A 15,906-nucleotide genomic window follows, 5' to 3' on the forward strand; every position below is an offset into this window, starting at 1 on the left:
TCACAGCTCTCGCAATCGTCTGCTCTGGGCGAGCGCGATGAACACCGGTCCGCCGATGATCGCGGTCAGAGCGCCGGCCGGAAGCACCGAGGGGGCGACGATGACGCGGCCGGCGATATCGGCGAGCAACAGGAACACCGCTCCGAGCAGCACTGATAGTCCGGTCACCCAGCGATAATCGGGGCCCACCATCCTGCGGGCCAGATGCGGGACCGCCAGCCCCACGAAGGACACCGGCCCAGCGGCAGCCGTACCGGCGCCGCAGCAAAGGGTGACCGCGGCGAGCACGATCACCCGCGCGGGACCCACCCGCTGACCGAGCCCCCGGGCCACTTCCTCGCCCAGGCTCAACGCGTTGAGGAGGCGTCCGCTGACGATCGCGAGGGCGATGCCGAGCAGCAGGAACGGTGCGAGTTGCCCGATGACCGTCAGCCGTGCCCCTTCGAGCGATCCGACGCTCCAGCGCGCGAAGACCAGTTGTCCGGCACGATCGGTGAGCAGCAGGATCGAGCTGGCGGAGGTGAGCAGGATCGTCACCGCAGCCCCCGCCAGCGTCATCATGACCGGTGAACCGCGCGCCGGGCCCCGGTTGCCGAGCGCGTAGACCAGGACGGTGGCACCCAGCGCGCCCGCGAAGGCGAACCACAGGAACCGCGACGGCGTGGCTAGCCCGAAGACGCCGATCGCCACGACCACCATGAACGCCGCCCCCGCATTGACTCCGAGGATCCCTGGGTCGGCCAGGGGATTGCGGGTCACGCCCTGCATGAGCGCACCGGCGGCGCCCATCGCGGCACCGACGAGCACGGCCGTCACCGTCCTCGGGAGTCGCACCTCCCGTACGGCCACCGCGGCATCGGTCAGTGGAACACCCCCGTCGAGGAGTGCCTGCCACGCTTCTCCGGGTGAGATCGACGATGAGCCCACCAGGACACTCCCGACGACCGCGAGCAACACAGCCCCGACGCAGACGATGAGCCACGCGGACCGCACCCCTGCCGAACGTTGCATCGTCCGCCGATCCTCGGTGTTCAGCATCGGCCAGCGACCCGACCGCACGGCGGGCTCGTCTTGGGTAGTTCGATCGTGGGACATCGGACCTTCGAAAGCTCATTCACCCCGGCCTTGCGCGCGGAGAGGCACAGACAATCGCGCTTAAGATTAGGTGAGGCTAAGCTAGAGTTCATCCAAATATCCGGACATCCTCGGAGAGCGCGTGCACAACCATCTGCTGTTCTCTCGCGTGCACGAATTGGATGATCGATCCGTCCTTCGAGTGCACCGGACCGACTTCGGGGCCGTCTACGGATTCGGCGCCTACGAATGGGACCTACTGCCCGGCGACAGCGGCGGACTGGTCTGGGCGTTCGAAGGCAGCATGACCGTCCACCTCGGCAACCGGCGCTGGGCGCTCACCCCCCGACAGGGAGCGTGGATCCCTCCCGGCGTTCCGGGCGATGTCGTTCCGAACTCGTGCTCACGTGCCATGTTCATCCAGTGCGCGGATGTGCCGCCCGTCCACGGTGCCCGGCGCGTCCTGGTCTCCGAGCGCGCCGCGGAGGCACTGAGAACCCTCGCCCAGACCGACCGGACGGAAGTCGCGCGTCGCTCCTGGCGTACCGCCCGGAGCGCTCTCCATCCGGTGGACGACGACGGACTGGTCATCCCGATTCCGCGTGATCCCAGGGCCTACGAGCTCGCCACGGCTTTGCTGAATGACCCCCGAGATGCCCGCACCCTGGACCAGTGGGGCGAGAGCCTCTATACCAGCGGCAAGACCCTCCAACGTCTGATCTCGCGCGAGACCGGTCTCAGCTTTCCGAACTGGCGGACCAATATCCGCCTCAACGCCAGCCTCCCCGCCCTCGGACGAGGTGACCACGTGCACGATGTAGCCGCCGGCGTCGGCTATACGAGCACGAACGGCTACATCGACGCCTTCAAGCGACACTTCCGCACGACCCCGGGCCACTTCTCACATGGCTGAGAGCGCACGGTGGACTCAGCAGCCCGCCCGCGCTTGCGGCGAGGCTCCGGTAGCCGAGCAGATGACGTGGGTCAACCCCGGAAGCGCGCCCGCGACGATCTCGTCACACCCCGCGTGCTCGGCTACCGCTGACGTAGGGGTACACCGTCAGGCGCTGAGGACCCGAGTGCTCCGAAAGCCCCGGGCGGTCAGCGCGACCAGCACCGCACTCGCGGCCGTAGTACCGACGAGGACGCAGGCGAGGGCCGCCAGTACCCAGCCCGGCAGCAGCAGGACCGATGGCACGGCCACCAGCGCCGGGAGCATCGCCAGCAACCTGATCGGCCCGCCATTCAAGCCCGCCTTGGACTCCAGGCTGCCGGGATACAGCAGCGCGCCGAACAGCGTCACCGTGGACGACCAGATCGCCATCGACAGGGGCACGACGACAATCGCCGCAACATAGGCGACCGAGACCGTGACGCTCACCCCCAGCACCACGGCGGTCGCGGCCATCGCCAGGGCGAAGCTCACCGTGGCCACGACCCAAGAAGCCGCCGTGAGCAGGAGACCGGCGCCGAGGTACGCGATGAAGAGCGAGCGGCGCGGGATCGGTCCGGCGAGCAGGACCTCGATGCCTCCGCCGCTGACATCGTCGGCGACGACCCCGGGGAGGGTCAGCGTCGCGACGACGGCCACCAGCATGCCGAGGACGGCCGGAGCCATGGTCAGCACATAGGCGGTCATCGGGAGGAACCCACCGTCGTCATGGACGGAGACGAGGCCGGTCCCCTCCGTCGGGATCAGCTCGGACAGCTCCGGCAGCGTGTTCGCGCCCCCGGACCCGAGGAACACCACCACGCCGAGCACGCCTCCGACCACCGCTGCCAGCCACACGGCGGTGCTGCGCTGCTGGCGCCAGGCGCGTCGGGCGAACGCGAGGATGCGGCGGCGGCCCACGCTCATGAGGTCCTCCCCAGGATCTCGAGGATGTCCGTCTCGGTGACCGCCGTTCCGTCACCGCCGAGCTCGACCACCTCGTGTCCGGTGACGATCAGATAGGCGTCGGCGAGCTCGATCGCCTCGGGCACGCTGTGCGTCGAGTAGAGCACCGTGCGCTCGCGTCCCCAGTCACGCAACAGGTCGCGGGTCTGCGCGGCGTAGACCGGGTCGAGTCCGCTGAGCGGCTCGTCGAGCACGACGAACTCCGGGTCCGTCATCGCCAGCCGCGCGAGATCGACCCGCTGACGCTGGCCTCGGCTCAGCGTCGCGACCTTCCGCGACACGAGCTCCGACAGGTCGAAACGCTCGATCAGCTCCGGCAGGCCGACCCTGGTGACCTCGGGATAGGTGCCGGTGACGCTCTGCCAGAACTCGAGATTCTGCTCGACGGTCAGAGACGTGGCCAGCGCGGACTCATGCCCGAGATAGCCCACTCGCGAGCGGACCGCCGCGCCGTCCTCGACCTCGACGTCGAGCACCCGGCACGTCCCACGCAGTGCCGGGATGATGCCGCAGAGCGTCCGCATCAAGGTCGTCTTGCCTGAGCCGTTCCGGCCGAGCAAGGCGGTGATGCCGGGGCGGAGCCGGAGGTCGAGCGGACCGGCGACCTCCGTCTCTCCGTACCCCACCACGAGCCCGGCAGCCTGCGCGGTGCTCATGCCGAGCCCTCCGCTTCAGGCTCTGGCCGAGGGACCAGGATCGTCGTGAGCTTCCGTCGCCGCCGTCCCTCACCCGGGCCATGGGCGCGCACGGCGACGAGCGCTTCCATCAGCGCACCGGTGAGCTCGTCGACCTCCTCATCGGTCGCCCAGAAGTCCGCCTGGGCGAAGCTCACCCGGTCGGCGGCCAGATCGCGCCCGTCGCCTCCGAGGTACTCGCCGAAGTCGCGGATCAGACCGGAGGTGAACACGGTGAAGGCCGTCAACAACTCCTCCGAGCTCGAGCCGGCCAGCTCCTCGGCTGTCGGGTTGGCGAACCCCGCCGCCAAGCGATAGGTCTTCTCGCTCGCACCCCGAACCTGTTGCTCACCAGCGACCTCGATCAGCTCGTGCCTCACCAGCTGGGCGACGTGACGGTACAAGGTCGCAATGGGGACATCGGGCAGACGTCGATGGAGCTGGTGGGTGGTCAGCTCCTCACCGAGGAGGGCCTGCACGATCTGCAGCCGGACCGGGTGCAGCACTACCGAGGGCATCGACATACCTCAAGGCTATCACTATCAATACTGATATTGTTCATGTTCCCGTTGAGCGTTGGAGGGGCGGCCCGGGAATCGACGGCCTACCATCGGCCTATGGGCCTGCTGACGTTCAGCCTCAATGTCACCCTCGACGGCTGCGTCGACCACCGGGAGGGCATCGCCGACGACGAGACGCACGCCTACTTCACCCGCCTCATGGACGAGAGCGGCGCCATGCTGTGGGGCCGCGTCACCTACGAGATGATGGAGAGCTCCTGGCCCGCGGTCGCCCGCGGCGACGAGGACGCACCGCCGGCGATCCGCGAGTGGGCCCTCAAGCTGGAGTCCAAGCCCAAGTACGTGGTCTCCTCCACGCGCACTGATTTCCCGTGGAGCAACAGCCACCACCTCACCGGCGACCTGCGCACGGCGGTTCGGGAACTCAAGGAAGCGACTCCCGACGGGGTGCTGGTCGGCAGCGGCGCCCTCGCGACGGAACTGGACCGACTGGATCTGATCGACGAGTACGCCTTCCTCCTGCACCCGATGATCGCCGGCCACGGCCCCACGCTGCACCAGGGCGGACTGCCCGGCACTCGACGCCTCGAGCTGATGTCCGCCAAGCCGCTCAGCAATGGCGCGGTCGCCCTGCACTACCGCCGGGCCGATCCTCCCCAGCGAAAATCCTGACGGTCTCGACAAGGCAGTAGTCACACGCCACCTCGCGGCATAAGTGTCTGTCCGGTTACTATGGTTTTCATAAAATATGAATCTCGTAGCAAGGAGTGACACATGGACCTCGAAGCGCCACTGGAAGGCTGGTTCACCCACCTCGCCTGGGCGATCGACCTGCGCCTGACCGGCCCCTTCGTCCGCTTCAGTCAGAAGCGCGCGGAGCACGGGCGCGAGCTGGCACGACTCGCCACAGAGCTCACGGCAGAGGGGGAGGTCTCCACCGCCCACGCACTGGAGATCACCGCGATCCCGCCCATCGATGGCGGTCCCCGTTACGATCTCGCACTGCTCGTCCACGCCGATGAACCGCTGAGCGACCTGCTGGTCGAACGGGCCGCAGCCCTCGGACTGGATCAGCCGGAGCTCGCCCTGACGGCTCGCAACGCGGGGAGGATCGGCGACACCGAGGACCGCGGCGGGGAGATCCTCTTGAACCACTTCGCCGGCGAGGCGAGCTCCGAGGAGGCGGTCGGGGCGTGGACCTCCGTGGCGAGGTGGTACGCCGACAAGCTCGGAGTCGACAATTCCACGCTCCTGGAGTTCACCGGGGACGCGCCCTTCCTCATCATGAACTACGCCGTCATCCCGGGGAAGGTGGTGCCCTTCCTGGCGAACCAGCTGCTGCGTCCGTCGTTCTACCGAACGGTGCGCGGACAACTGCGCGAGGTGGGGATCACGCCGTTCCCCTTGTTCGCGAGGAGACTGGAGACATGACCACGCCCTCGAGCGACTCGCTGATACTCGCGCTCCGCAGGCTGCGCACCGGCTTCGCTACCCACGACCGCGCCGTCGCCAACACGGCAGGGCTACGCGAGAGCGACCTGACCGTACTGGAGGTGCTGCACCGCGAAGGACCGCAGACCCCCACAGCCCTCGCGCACCGGACCTCCACGCATCTGGCGACGATGACCGGGGTGCTGACCCGATTGGAGAGGGATGGCTGGATCGAACGCCATCCCGATGCCGCCGACCGCCGCTCGATCCACATCCACGCCACCAGCATCGAGCGCTTCCAGGCGCTCTACGCCGACAGCATCGGACGGCTGCTTGAGGTCATCGAGCGGTGGACCGACGACCAGGCACAGACCTTCCTCGACGCCACCGAGGACATCGCTCGTGCGCTGGAGGACTGATCAACCCTGGCGCAGGTAGACCGTCAACCTCATCCGCGCTCGATGGGGTTGATCGGCTACCGCCCCCCGGCGGGAGGGGTTGATGACCTACCGCCGCCTCCCGAGCGTGCCGCGAATACGCGACAGCCCCTCACCCGTGAGACCGGATGAGGGGCTGATCAGTACTGTGCGCGAGGGGGGATTTGAACCCCCACGCCCTTGCGGACACTGGCACCTGAAGCCAGCGCGTCTACCATTCCGCCACTCGCGCGTGTGGCCGTCCGTCACCGACGCTACGACCGAGGAATGAGTCTAGCAGCGCCCTTCGGCCAGTCGCGTACCGGCCCGCCTCCACGGGACCGATACGATCAAGGAGAGTCACTGCCCGGTCCCCAGCGAGAGGAGTGCACCATGGCTGGCGTCCTGAGCCGCTTCGAGCGACGCCTCGAAGGCGCCGTCACGGGTGCTTTCGCGCGGGCGTTCCGCAGCGCGGTGCAGCCGGTCGAGATCGCTGCCGAGCTGCAACGCGAGATCGACAACTCCACCAGCATCCTCTCCCGCGACCGCATCCTCGTCCCCAACGACTTCACGGTGCATCTCTCCCAGGCGGACTACGAGCGGCTGACACCGTTCGGCTCCACGCTCGCCGAGGAGCTCGCCACGTTGGTACGCGAGCACGTCGAGGAGCAGCGGTACACCCTCGCCGGCGGGCTGGCGATCACCTTCGAGCGCGACGACACGCTGCGCACGGGACGCTTCACGGTCGACAGCCGCACGAATGCGACCGTCCACGCCTCACCCGCCGAGCGACTCACCGACACCTCCGTGCGTTCAGCCGCCGTGGTCCTCGAGGTCGGCGGCATGAAGCACCCCGTCAGTCCACCCGGCCTGGTCATCGGCCGCGGCTCCGACAGCGATCTCAAGATCGACGACCCAGGTATCTCCCGCCGGCACGCCCGCATCCACGTGGGCGGGCTCGCCGATGCCCCCGCCGTGGCCGTCGAAGACCTCGGTTCCACCAACGGCGTGGTCGTCGACGGACGGCGCGTAGAATCCTCGCCGGTGGCCGACGGGTCGCAGATTCGGCTCGGAAACACTACGCTCACCGTGCGCATCCCCTCGTCCACTCGGTGATCCGGAGCACCATGAGCGAACTGACCCTGACTCTCATCAAGTTCGGCTTCCTGGCCGTCTTGTGGATCTTCGTGCTGTCCGCCGTCTCGGTGATCCGCACCGACATCTTCGGCACCCGGGTGCCCACCCGGCCCGTCGCCAAAGCGGCCAAGGCCGGCAAGACCCCCACACCCGCCACCCCCAAGAAGAAGACGCCCAAGAAGCGCGGGGCCCGCGGCCGGCCCTCGGTGCTGCAGATCGTCGACGGCCCCAATGCCGGACAGAGCGTGCCGCTCGGTGACGAGCCGCTGCTGCTCGGTCGCGGCACCGACGCGGCGATCCGGCTCAACGACGACTACGTCTCGACGCGTCACGCCCGCTTCGCCAGCAACGGCGAACAGTGGTTCGTCGAGGATCTGGGCTCCACCAACGGCACCTACATCGGCAGCCAGCGGATCACCTCGCCGGTCCCCGTGCCGCTCGGCACCCAGGTGCGGCTCGGCAAGACGATCGTGGAGCTGCGCAAGTAGATGGCACTCACCTACCGCTACGTCGCACTCACCGACACAGGACTGCGACGCTCGAACAACCAGGACTCCGGCTACGCGAGCAGCCGGCTCCTGCTGTTGGCCGACGGGATGGGCGGTGCCGCCGCCGGGGACCTCGCCTCCTCGCAGACCCTGAACGTCATCCGCGGTGAGGTCGAGCGGGACCTGCCCGAGGACACCGACGCGCTGAGCGTCCTCGGCACCGCCGTCGACCACGCGAACGACCGCCTCGGACAGCTCATCACCGACGACCCGGCGGTCGAGGGCATGGGCACCACGCTCGAGGCACTGCTCTGGGACGGCGAGAAGCTCGCCTGGGCGCACATCGGCGACTCGCGCGTCTACCGCCTCCGCGAAGGCCGCCTCGCCCAGATCAGCACCGATCACACCTTCGTGCAGAGCCTCGTCGACGAAGGACGCATCACCCGCGAGGAAGCCCGCGTCCACCCGCACCGGTCTCTGCTCCTCCGCGCCATGCTCGGCCGCGATGACAACGAGGCCGACCTGTCCTGGTTGCAGCCGTCCGCGGGGGACCGCTACCTGCTGTGCAGCGACGGGCTGTCCGACATGGTCGACGACGACGGCATCGAGCAGGCCATGCGCCTGGAGTCGATCGACGCCGCCGCGACCGAGCTGGTCCGGCTGGCCCTCGAGGGCGGAGGCGTCGACAATGTCACCGTCGTGATCGGAGAGTTCGTCGAGGCCACGACCGAGGACGAGACGGACGCGGAACTCGCCTGCGCCGACGGCAAGCCGCAGATCGTCGGTGCCGCCGCCGACGCCCCACGACCCCGTCAGTCCGACGAGACCGGCCCCGTCGCCGCCGTCGCAGCCCCGGTCGACACCACCGGTGAGCATCCGTCCACGGGACGCGAGCAGCAGGACCCCGAGGAGCTCCGCTACGCGCCCCGACCGCCGAGCCGCTGGCGGTGGGTGCGGTGGACCATCGGCGTCCTCCTCCTGCTCGGCCTCGCCGGAGGCGTCGCCTACTGGGCCTACGAGTGGAGCCAGCAGCAGTACTACGTCGCCGAGGACGACGGCCGGGTCGCCATCTATCGCGGCGTCGATGCCTCCCTCCCGGGCATCACCCTGCAGCAGGTCGACGAGCGCACCGACATCGAGATCGCCGACCTCCCGGACTACCAGCAGGGCCGGGTCGAGGACGGCATCAGCGCCGCCAGCCGCGAGGACGCCGACCAGATCGTCGAGAACCTGCAGTCCTCACTCCCCGAGCCCACGCCCTCTGCCTCCCCGAGCGCCACCACCGAGCCGGCGACGGAGGGGGCGCCATGAGCGATCAATCGCCCACCCTCGCTCCACGCAAGCGCCGCGGCGCCGAGCTGGTCCTGACCCTGATGGCCGTGGTCATCGGCGTCTTCGGCTATATCGCCGTCGGCCTCGGGACCACCGGCGCCATCCCCACCGACACGTACCGGCTCATCGGGGGTCTCGTGCTGGCCGCCGTCGGCGCCCATCTGGCCGTACGCCGTTTCGCGCCCTATGCCGATCCTGTGCTGCTGCCCCTCGTCCTGTGTCTCAACGGGCTCGGCCTGGTGATGATCCATCGCCTCGACCTCGGCCGGCAGGCGATCAACCCCGACCGCGGGGCCTTCGCGACGGGTCAGGTGATCTGGACCTTCGTCGGCATCGTGGCCTTCACGGCGGTGCTCGTCGTGGTGCGTGACCACCGCCGACTCCAGGGCTTCACCTACACCTTCGGACTGGTGGCGATCGGTCTGCTGCTGCTCCCTCTCCTCCCCGGGATCGGCCAGGAGATCAACGGCGCACGCATCTGGATTCACCTCGGCCCGTTCAGCTTCCAGCCCGGCGAGGCCGCCAAGGTCTGCCTGGCGATCTTCTTCGCCGGCTATCTCGTCGTGAAGCGCGACGTCCTCGCCCTGGCCGGCAAGCGGCTGCTCGGCATCGACCTCCCGCGCGGCCGGGATCTGGGCCCGATCCTGCTCGGCTGGCTGATCAGCGTCGGCATCCTGGTCTTCCAGCGCGATCTGGGTTCCTCGCTGCTGTTCTTCGGGCTCTTCGTGGTGGTGCTGTACGTCGCCACCGAACGTCCCGGATGGCTGGTCGTCGGCGCCCTGTTGTTCGTGGTCGGGGCGTGGTTCGGCTACACGGCCTTCGGTCACGTGCGTGTGCGCTTCGAGGCGTGGCTCGATCCCTTCAGCAATCCCGACCAGAACGGGCAGATCATCAGCGCACTGTTCGGGCTCGCCCACGGCGGCGTGCTCGGGCGCGGCTGGGGGTTGGGCAGCCCGGAGCTCACGCCCTTCTCCTTCTCCGACTTCATCCTCGCCTCGCTCGGCGAGGAGCTCGGCCTCACCGGGCTCATGGCGGTCCTGCTGATCTACGGCCTGATCGTCGAACGCGGCCTGCGGATCGCCCTGACCTGCCGCGACGGCTTCGGCAAGCTGCTCGGCATCGGCCTGACGATGTCCTTCGCGATCCAGGTCTTCATCGTCGCCGGAGGCGTCACGCGCCTCATCCCTCTCACGGGCCTGACGGCGCCCTTCCTCGCCCAGGGCGGATCGTCGATCGTCATGAACTGGGCGATCATCGCGCTGCTGCTACGCATCAGTGACCAGACCCGGCGCCCCGCGCCGAAGACCTCCCGCGTCGACGCGGATGACCAGACCCAGGTGGTGAAGCTGTGAACAAGCCGATCCGCATCCTCGCGGTGGCCTGTCTCGTGATGTTCGTGGGGCTGCTGTTCAACGTCAACTACATCCAGGCGCTGGACGCCGACAACCTGAACGCCCGCGAGGGCAACCGTCGCGTCATGGACGAGCAGTTCAGCCGCGAGCGCGGGGCGATCCTCGTCGATGGAACGGCGATCGCCGAGAGCGTCCCCTCGAACGACCGCTGGCGATTCCAGCGGCAGTATCCCGAGGGTCCGCTCTACGCCCCGCTGACGGGCTACTTCTCCTACATCTACGGCCAGAGCGCGATCGAACGCAGCCAGAACAGCATCCTGTCCGGCGACGACAACCGGCTCTTCGTCAACAGGGTCGTCGACCTGCTCGGCAACCAGGAGCCCCAGGGCGGCAGCGTGGAGCTGACCATCGACCCGGTCGCGCAGCGCGCCGCCGCCGAAGGGCTGCGGGACCTCGGCGAGGGCACCCGAGGCGCGGTCGCCGCCATCGACCCGCAGACCGGGGCGGTCCTCGCCCTCGCGACGCAGCCGAGCTACGACCCGAACGCTCTCGCGAGCCACGACCTCCAGGCCACCAACGACGCCTGGGACCAGCTCACCAATGACGACAACCAGCCGATGGCCAACCGCGCCACCCAGGCCACGCTCCCGCCGGGCTCGACCTTCAAGCTGGTCACCGCCGCCGCGGCGATGGAGAATCTCGACCTCAATCCCGATTCGCAGGTCAAGGGCGGAGCGGAGCTCACGTTCCCGGGCAAGACCTACACGCTGCCCAATCAGGGCGGCGGCAACTGCGGTGGCGATCCGATCACGCTGCGCCAGGCCCTCGAGGTCTCCTGCAATGTCACCTTCGGCGACCTCGCCAATCAGGTCGGCGAGGACGAGCTCATCGAGCAGGCCGAGAAGTTCGGCTTCGGCACCGACCCCATCTCCGGGATCGCCGCCAACGAGAGCCTGGTGACCGGCCAGAGCTCGAATCTCGAGGACACGCAGCTCGCGCAGACCGGCATCGGTCAGTACGAGGTCACCGCCACGCCGTTGCAGATGGCGATGGTCGCCGCGGGGATCGCCAACGACGGCTCCGTGATGACGCCCTATCTCGTCGACACCGTGCGTGCGCCCAATCTGGAAGTCCTCGACACGACCAAGCCCGAGCGTCTCAGCGAGGCCATGAGCGCCGGCAAGGCCGGCCAGCTCAAGGACATGATGGTGTCGGTCGTGGACTCCGGCACCGGAGGTCCCGCCGCGATCCCCGGCGTCCAGGTCGGCGGCAAGACCGGCACCGCCGAGTCGGCCGAGGGCCGCCCGCCATATGCCTGGTTCGTCGGCTTCGCCCCGGCGGACGACCCGCAGGTCGCCGTCGCCGTCATGGTCGAGTCCTTGGAGGGCAATACCTCCGATATCGGAGGCGGGCGCCTCGGCGGCCCGATCGCCCGCGCCGTCATGGAGGCGATCCTGCGATGACCCTGACCCCCCTCACCGCCCAACACCGTCTGGGAGACTGAACAGCATGACCGAATCGGACGAGACCCCCGTTCCACTGGGAGACCGCTACGAAATCAGCGGCCTCCTGGGTCGCGGTGGCATGGCCGACGTACGCGAAGGCCGTGACCTGCGTCTGGGACGCCCCGTCGCGATCAAGCAACTGCGCGCCGACCTCGCGGCCGATCCGACCTTCCAGGAACGATTCCGTCGCGAGGCGCAGTCGGCGGCGTCGCTGAACCACCCCTCCATCGTCGCGGTCTACGACACCGGCGAGGCCGAGGACATCCACGGCAACAACATCCCGTACATCGTCATGGAGCTCGTCGAGGGCCGGACGCTGCGCGACGTGCTGCGCGACGGGCGCAAGATCATGCCCGAACGCGCCCTGTCGATCACCGCCGACATCCTCAGCGCCTTGGACTACAGCCACCGCGCGGGCATCATCCACCGCGACATCAAGCCGGCCAACATCATGCTGACGCCGGCCGGTCAGGTGAAGGTCATGGACTTCGGCATCGCTCGCGCGATCGCCGACTCCTCCAGCGCCATGACGCAGACGGCCGCCGTCATCGGCACCGCCCAGTACCTGTCTCCCGAGCAGGCCCGCGGCGAGACCGTCGATGCCCGCAGCGACATCTACTCCACCGGCTGCGTGCTCTACGAGCTGTTGACCGGCCGTCCGCCCTTCGTCGGCGACAGCCCGGTCTCCGTGGCATATCAGCATGTGCGCGAGGAGGCCACGCCCCCCTCGCAGCTCAATCCCGAGGTCAGCCTCGAGATCGACCACATCGTCGCCAAGGCCCTCGCCAAGCGCGTCGACGACCGTTATTCCAGCGCGGCCGACATGCGCAAGGACATCGAGCGCGTGCTGGCCGGTGGGCACGTCGACGCTCCCACCCAGGCGACACAGGCGATCGGTGCCACCGCGGTCGCACCGGCCGCCGCCGCGGCGGTACCGACCGCGGCGGATGCCGACGAGGAGGGGTCCCCGTCCAAGAAGAAGTGGTGGATCGCGTTGGCGGTGCTGCTCATCGCACTGATCGCCGCGCTCGGCTTCGGCTACTTCGCGGGCTGGTTCGAGAGCGAGGACGATCCGGTCGCTCAGACCGCGGTACCCGCGGTCGCCGGCATGGACGAGCAGACCGCCACACGGGCACTCGACAATGAAGGACTGCAGGTCGGCGATGTCGTCGAGGAGGCCAATCCCGATGTCGAGTCCGGCCAGGTGATCCGCACCGAACCGGGCGAGGGTGAGACGGTCGACGAGGGTTCGGCCGTCGATCTGGTCATCAGCACCGGTCCCGAACAGGTCGAGGTCCCCAATCTGAGGGACTATGACGCCGACTCGGCCGAGAAGCTCCTCGCCGATGCCGGATTCCAGGTCGAACGGCAGGAGAACGACAACGAGGCCGCCGCCGGCACTGTGCTGAACACCAATCCGCCGGCCGGCACGTCGCTGCCCAAGGGCAGCACCGTCACCTTGATCATCTCCCGTGGCCAGGTCGCGGTGCCGAATGTCGTCGGCCAGGATCGCGACGATGCCCAGAAGACCCTCGAGGACGCTGGCTTCACGGTGAACATCACCGAGGATGCGAATGCCGACGAGCCCAATGGACGGGTCATCTCGCAGAACCCCGGCAGCGGCACCCAGGTGTCACCGGGTGCGGAGATCACCATCACCGTGTCGACCAATGATGATGACGACGAGTCGCCCTCTCCCTCACCACCGAGGAGCCCGTCACCCCGGTAAGCGGGTCACTCCCGACTGGCGGTAAGCCATCAACCCCACCTCCCCGGGTGGCGGTAGACCATCAACCCCATCGCGACTCGATAAGGTTGACCAGCTACCGCCGCCCGGATCGATAGGTTGATGAGCTACCGCCGCCGGGCCGAGGGGTTAGAGCTAGCCGTCTTCGCTGACCTGGGCGTGCTCGAGATTGAGCGAGCCCTCGTACGCCGGTGCCACGAGCGCGTCGACCGTGCTGCGGTCGTAGCCGAGCTGGTACCGCGCGGCCCAGTCCCGGTAGGTCACGACCTCTGGCGACTGGGACAGGGCGATCGACATGTCGCCCGGATCTCCGATCGCCTCGATGACATAGGGCGGTGAGTAGGGCACGCCGTCGAGCACGACGGTGTTGCCGACGCACTTGATGCCGGTGGTGGAGATGAGCCGCTGTCCCTGGAGGGTGACCGCCTCGGCGCCCCCCGCCCACAGGGCGTTGACGAAGGCTTGGATGTCCTGCTGATGGACCACCAGGAAGTTCGGGTCCACGCCCTCGGGGGCGACCTCGCGAGGGGCATCGGTCAGGGTGATCCGCATCCCCGGCCCGGTGAGCTCGGAGAAACCGCTCACCGGCTCCAGGGCACGGACCCGCTCGCGGGCCTCGTCCAGCCCCGACGAGCTCGTGGCCTGCTCGGTGAAACGGTCGATCTCACGCTGGAGCGCGGAGGCATCGGCCTGACGCTTCTCGACCACGCGCGCCCGATCGGACAGCAGGGTCGAGATATCGCCACCCGCGGGACGCAGGTCCAGACCGTCGGAGGTGACATTGGCCGCGACGAAGGCGTATCCGCACACGACGCTGACGCCCAGCACACCGAGATGCCAGCCGCGCCGGACGCGCCGATCGCGCCCGGACTCCTCATGCCTCGCCACGCGCACTAGGCTAGTGCAGAACACCGAACCGGCCGCCTGGCCGCCGAACCCATCGGAGTACGACCGTGCCCCTTCGCAAGAAGAACGAGTCCCGCGGACCGAAGCCGCAGAAGATCGGCAATCGCTGGGCCGCACCCGCCATGGTCATCTCGGCCGTCATCGGTCTGCTGTGGATCGTGGTGTTCTACACGATCAGCTCCACCGACATCACGATCCCCTGGTACTCCGATCTCGGCCAGTGGAATCTGGCGATCGGCATGGGCTTCATCGTCGCGGCCTTCGGGTTCGCGATGAAGTGGGAGTAGTCCCTTCCCCTACTCGACCGACGCGCCGGGCGTCGGGCCGATGGAGAGCTCCATCGTGGCCCGATGTCCGGCGCGTTCGTCATTCCCGTCGATCAAGTTGTCCACGGCTGGGGGTAACCGTGTGAATAACACCCGTGTAACTCTCCACATGTGTGCACACAGCTGTGGATAACTACACGGGTGTCATTCGATCGCGGAAGGGGACCGAGGTCAACTCGGAGACGGTGGTTGACGGCTCACCGCCCAGCGGGCGGGTGAGGTCAGAGACCGAAGAAGGTACTGGTGAGCTCGAGCGAACGCAGGGTCGTGGCGCCGGCGATCAGTATCCACAGGGCGACGAAGACCAGTGCCTGCCAGAGCGTCCGCCGCTCGCGAGGGGCGTAGGCGAAGACCAGTCCCAGCAGCACTCCGGTGACGAAACCCCCGAGATGCCCCTGCCAGCTGATGCCCGGCTGCAGGCTGATGAACGCGTTGATGCCCAGCAGCACCAGCATGCCCGTGACATTCTGTCGCTGCCGGATGAGGAAGACCAACGCGAGCCCGAACATCCCGAACACGGCCCCCGAGGCACCCACGGTCGCCCCACCGGGTGCGAACAGCCAGAAGACGAAGACCGAGGACGCGACCGCGAGGGTCAGATAGGTCAGCACGAACCGCACGCGCCCCAGGATCTGTTCGATGAACGGACCGAACAGGTACAGCGCGAACATATTGAAGCCCAGATGCAGCCACGTCGAGTGCAGGAAGGCCGCCGTCAGCAGGCGCCAGTACTCGTCGAAGAAGGCGACCCGCACCCCTGACATCGCGCCCTGCTGGCTCAGCGGACTGGACCATCCACCCGTCAGGAACACGATGAGGTGGATCGCGACATTGATGCCGATGATCGTGAGTGTCGCCGCGCTGGTGTTCAGTGAGATGGCGCCGCCGGCCACCGTACGCGGCTGACGGACCGAGGCACGCCCCTCGGCCACGCACTCGGGGCACTGGAAGCCGACCGATGCCTCGCGCATGTCCTCCGGGCAGATGTACCGGTCACATCGCTGACACCGGATATAGGCCTCGCGATCGGGATGCCGGTAGCAGCGATGGTTCTCGGCGGGTTGCGTCACATCGCCACCCCGGCGAGACGCTGCGCCACC

At 68.2% G+C, this 15,906-nt stretch carries 16 protein-coding genes, 1 tRNA gene and 1 pseudogene; 11 read left to right on the forward strand and 7 right to left on the reverse strand.

Annotated elements, in window-relative coordinates; all coding sequences use genetic code 11:
- Positions 1 to 1,095 carry an iron ABC transporter permease gene (locus tag JL108_RS10070; protein WP_205198161.1) on the reverse strand — a complete coding sequence of 365 codons (1,095 nt, stop codon included), beginning with the start codon at positions 1,093 to 1,095 and terminating at the stop codon, positions 1 to 3.
- Between the two features lie 181 nt (positions 1,096 to 1,276).
- On the opposite strand from JL108_RS10070, the gene JL108_RS10075 reads away from it, so the two are divergent.
- Positions 1,277 to 1,987: an AraC family transcriptional regulator gene (locus JL108_RS10075; RefSeq protein ID WP_205198162.1), complete on the forward strand. Its 711-nt coding sequence runs from the start codon at positions 1,277 to 1,279 to the stop codon at positions 1,985 to 1,987.
- Between the two features lie 147 nt (positions 1,988 to 2,134).
- Here the strand turns inward: JL108_RS10075 and JL108_RS10080 are convergent, their stop codons facing one another.
- The 3 genes from JL108_RS10080 to JL108_RS10090 are packed head-to-tail and all read right to left on the reverse strand — an operon-like array spanning position 2,135 to position 4,169.
- Complete coding sequence (locus JL108_RS10080; RefSeq protein ID WP_205198163.1) at positions 2,135 to 2,932, reverse strand: hypothetical protein; 798 nt, start codon at positions 2,930 to 2,932, stop codon at positions 2,135 to 2,137.
- Complete coding sequence (locus JL108_RS10085; RefSeq protein ID WP_205198164.1) at positions 2,929 to 3,627, reverse strand: ABC transporter ATP-binding protein; 699 nt, start codon at positions 3,625 to 3,627, stop codon at positions 2,929 to 2,931. The genes JL108_RS10080 and JL108_RS10085 overlap by 4 nt, the downstream gene beginning before the upstream one ends.
- Positions 3,624 to 4,169, reverse strand: a complete 546-nt coding sequence (locus JL108_RS10090) for a helix-turn-helix domain-containing protein (protein ID WP_205198165.1) — start codon at positions 4,167 to 4,169, stop codon at positions 3,624 to 3,626. The genes JL108_RS10085 and JL108_RS10090 overlap by 4 nt, the downstream gene beginning before the upstream one ends.
- Before the next feature lie 93 nt (positions 4,170 to 4,262).
- Here JL108_RS10090 and JL108_RS10095 point away from each other — a divergent pair, with 93 nt between their 5' ends.
- From JL108_RS10095 to JL108_RS10105, 3 genes are all read left to right on the forward strand, one after another.
- Complete coding sequence (locus tag JL108_RS10095; protein WP_205198166.1) at positions 4,263 to 4,838, forward strand: dihydrofolate reductase family protein; 576 nt, start codon at positions 4,263 to 4,265, stop codon at positions 4,836 to 4,838.
- Positions 4,839 to 4,940: 102 nt separating this feature from the next.
- Positions 4,941 to 5,597 carry a hypothetical protein gene (locus JL108_RS10100; RefSeq protein ID WP_205198167.1) on the forward strand — a complete coding sequence of 219 codons (657 nt, stop codon included), beginning with the start codon at positions 4,941 to 4,943 and terminating at the stop codon, positions 5,595 to 5,597.
- Positions 5,594 to 6,016: a MarR family winged helix-turn-helix transcriptional regulator gene (locus JL108_RS10105; RefSeq protein ID WP_205198168.1), complete on the forward strand. Its 423-nt coding sequence runs from the start codon at positions 5,594 to 5,596 to the stop codon at positions 6,014 to 6,016. The genes JL108_RS10100 and JL108_RS10105 overlap by 4 nt, the downstream gene beginning before the upstream one ends.
- Positions 6,017 to 6,183: 167 nt before the next feature.
- Here JL108_RS10105 and JL108_RS10110 read toward each other — a convergent pair.
- Positions 6,184 to 6,266 (reverse strand) — tRNA-Leu (locus JL108_RS10110).
- 140 nt (positions 6,267 to 6,406) lie between these two features.
- On the opposite strand from JL108_RS10110, the gene JL108_RS10115 reads away from it, so the two are divergent.
- The 6 genes from JL108_RS10115 to pknB are packed head-to-tail and all read left to right on the forward strand — an operon-like array spanning position 6,407 to position 13,556.
- Positions 6,407 to 7,129, forward strand: a complete 723-nt coding sequence (locus tag JL108_RS10115; RefSeq protein ID WP_205198169.1) for a DUF3662 and FHA domain-containing protein — start codon at positions 6,407 to 6,409, stop codon at positions 7,127 to 7,129.
- Between the two features lie 11 nt (positions 7,130 to 7,140).
- A complete protein-coding gene (locus JL108_RS10120; RefSeq protein ID WP_143914707.1) occupies positions 7,141 to 7,638 on the forward strand; it encodes an FHA domain-containing protein in 498 nt (165 codons plus the stop codon).
- On the forward strand, positions 7,639 to 8,949 hold the full coding sequence (locus JL108_RS10125) for a PP2C family serine/threonine-protein phosphatase (RefSeq protein WP_205198170.1): 1,311 nt from the start codon (positions 7,639 to 7,641) through the stop codon (positions 8,947 to 8,949).
- Positions 8,946 to 10,322: an FtsW/RodA/SpoVE family cell cycle protein gene (locus tag JL108_RS10130; RefSeq protein ID WP_205198171.1), complete on the forward strand. Its 1,377-nt coding sequence runs from the start codon at positions 8,946 to 8,948 to the stop codon at positions 10,320 to 10,322. Before JL108_RS10125 ends, JL108_RS10130 begins: the two co-directional genes overlap by 4 nt.
- A complete protein-coding gene (locus JL108_RS10135) occupies positions 10,319 to 11,785 on the forward strand; it encodes a penicillin-binding protein 2 (RefSeq protein ID WP_205198172.1) in 1,467 nt (488 codons plus the stop codon). Before JL108_RS10130 ends, JL108_RS10135 begins: the two co-directional genes overlap by 4 nt.
- 46 nt (positions 11,786 to 11,831) lie before the next feature.
- Positions 11,832 to 13,556 carry a Stk1 family PASTA domain-containing Ser/Thr kinase gene (gene pknB, locus JL108_RS10140; protein WP_205198173.1) on the forward strand — a complete coding sequence of 575 codons (1,725 nt, stop codon included), beginning with the start codon at positions 11,832 to 11,834 and terminating at the stop codon, positions 13,554 to 13,556.
- A 153-nt stretch (positions 13,557 to 13,709) separates the two neighbouring features.
- Here pknB and JL108_RS20470 read toward each other — a convergent pair whose 3' ends face one another.
- Positions 13,710 to 14,462: a DUF881 domain-containing protein gene (locus JL108_RS20470; protein WP_307837237.1), complete on the reverse strand. Its 753-nt coding sequence runs from the start codon at positions 14,460 to 14,462 to the stop codon at positions 13,710 to 13,712.
- A gap of 62 nt (positions 14,463 to 14,524) precedes the next feature.
- On the opposite strand from JL108_RS20470, the pseudogene JL108_RS10150 reads away from it, so the two are divergent.
- Positions 14,525 to 14,767, forward strand: a pseudogene (locus tag JL108_RS10150) (cell division protein CrgA); the annotation flags it as partial.
- A 260-nt stretch (positions 14,768 to 15,027) separates the two neighbouring features.
- Here the strand turns inward: JL108_RS10150 and JL108_RS20475 are convergent.
- Positions 15,028 to 15,876: a rhomboid family intramembrane serine protease gene (locus JL108_RS20475; protein ID WP_205198175.1), complete on the reverse strand. Its 849-nt coding sequence runs from the start codon at positions 15,874 to 15,876 to the stop codon at positions 15,028 to 15,030.
- Positions 15,877 to 15,906: the final 30 nt, after the last annotated feature.

Source organism: Aeromicrobium sp. YIM 150415, assembly GCF_016918125.1.
GTDB lineage: Bacteria > Actinomycetota > Actinomycetes > Propionibacteriales > Nocardioidaceae > Aeromicrobium > Aeromicrobium piscarium.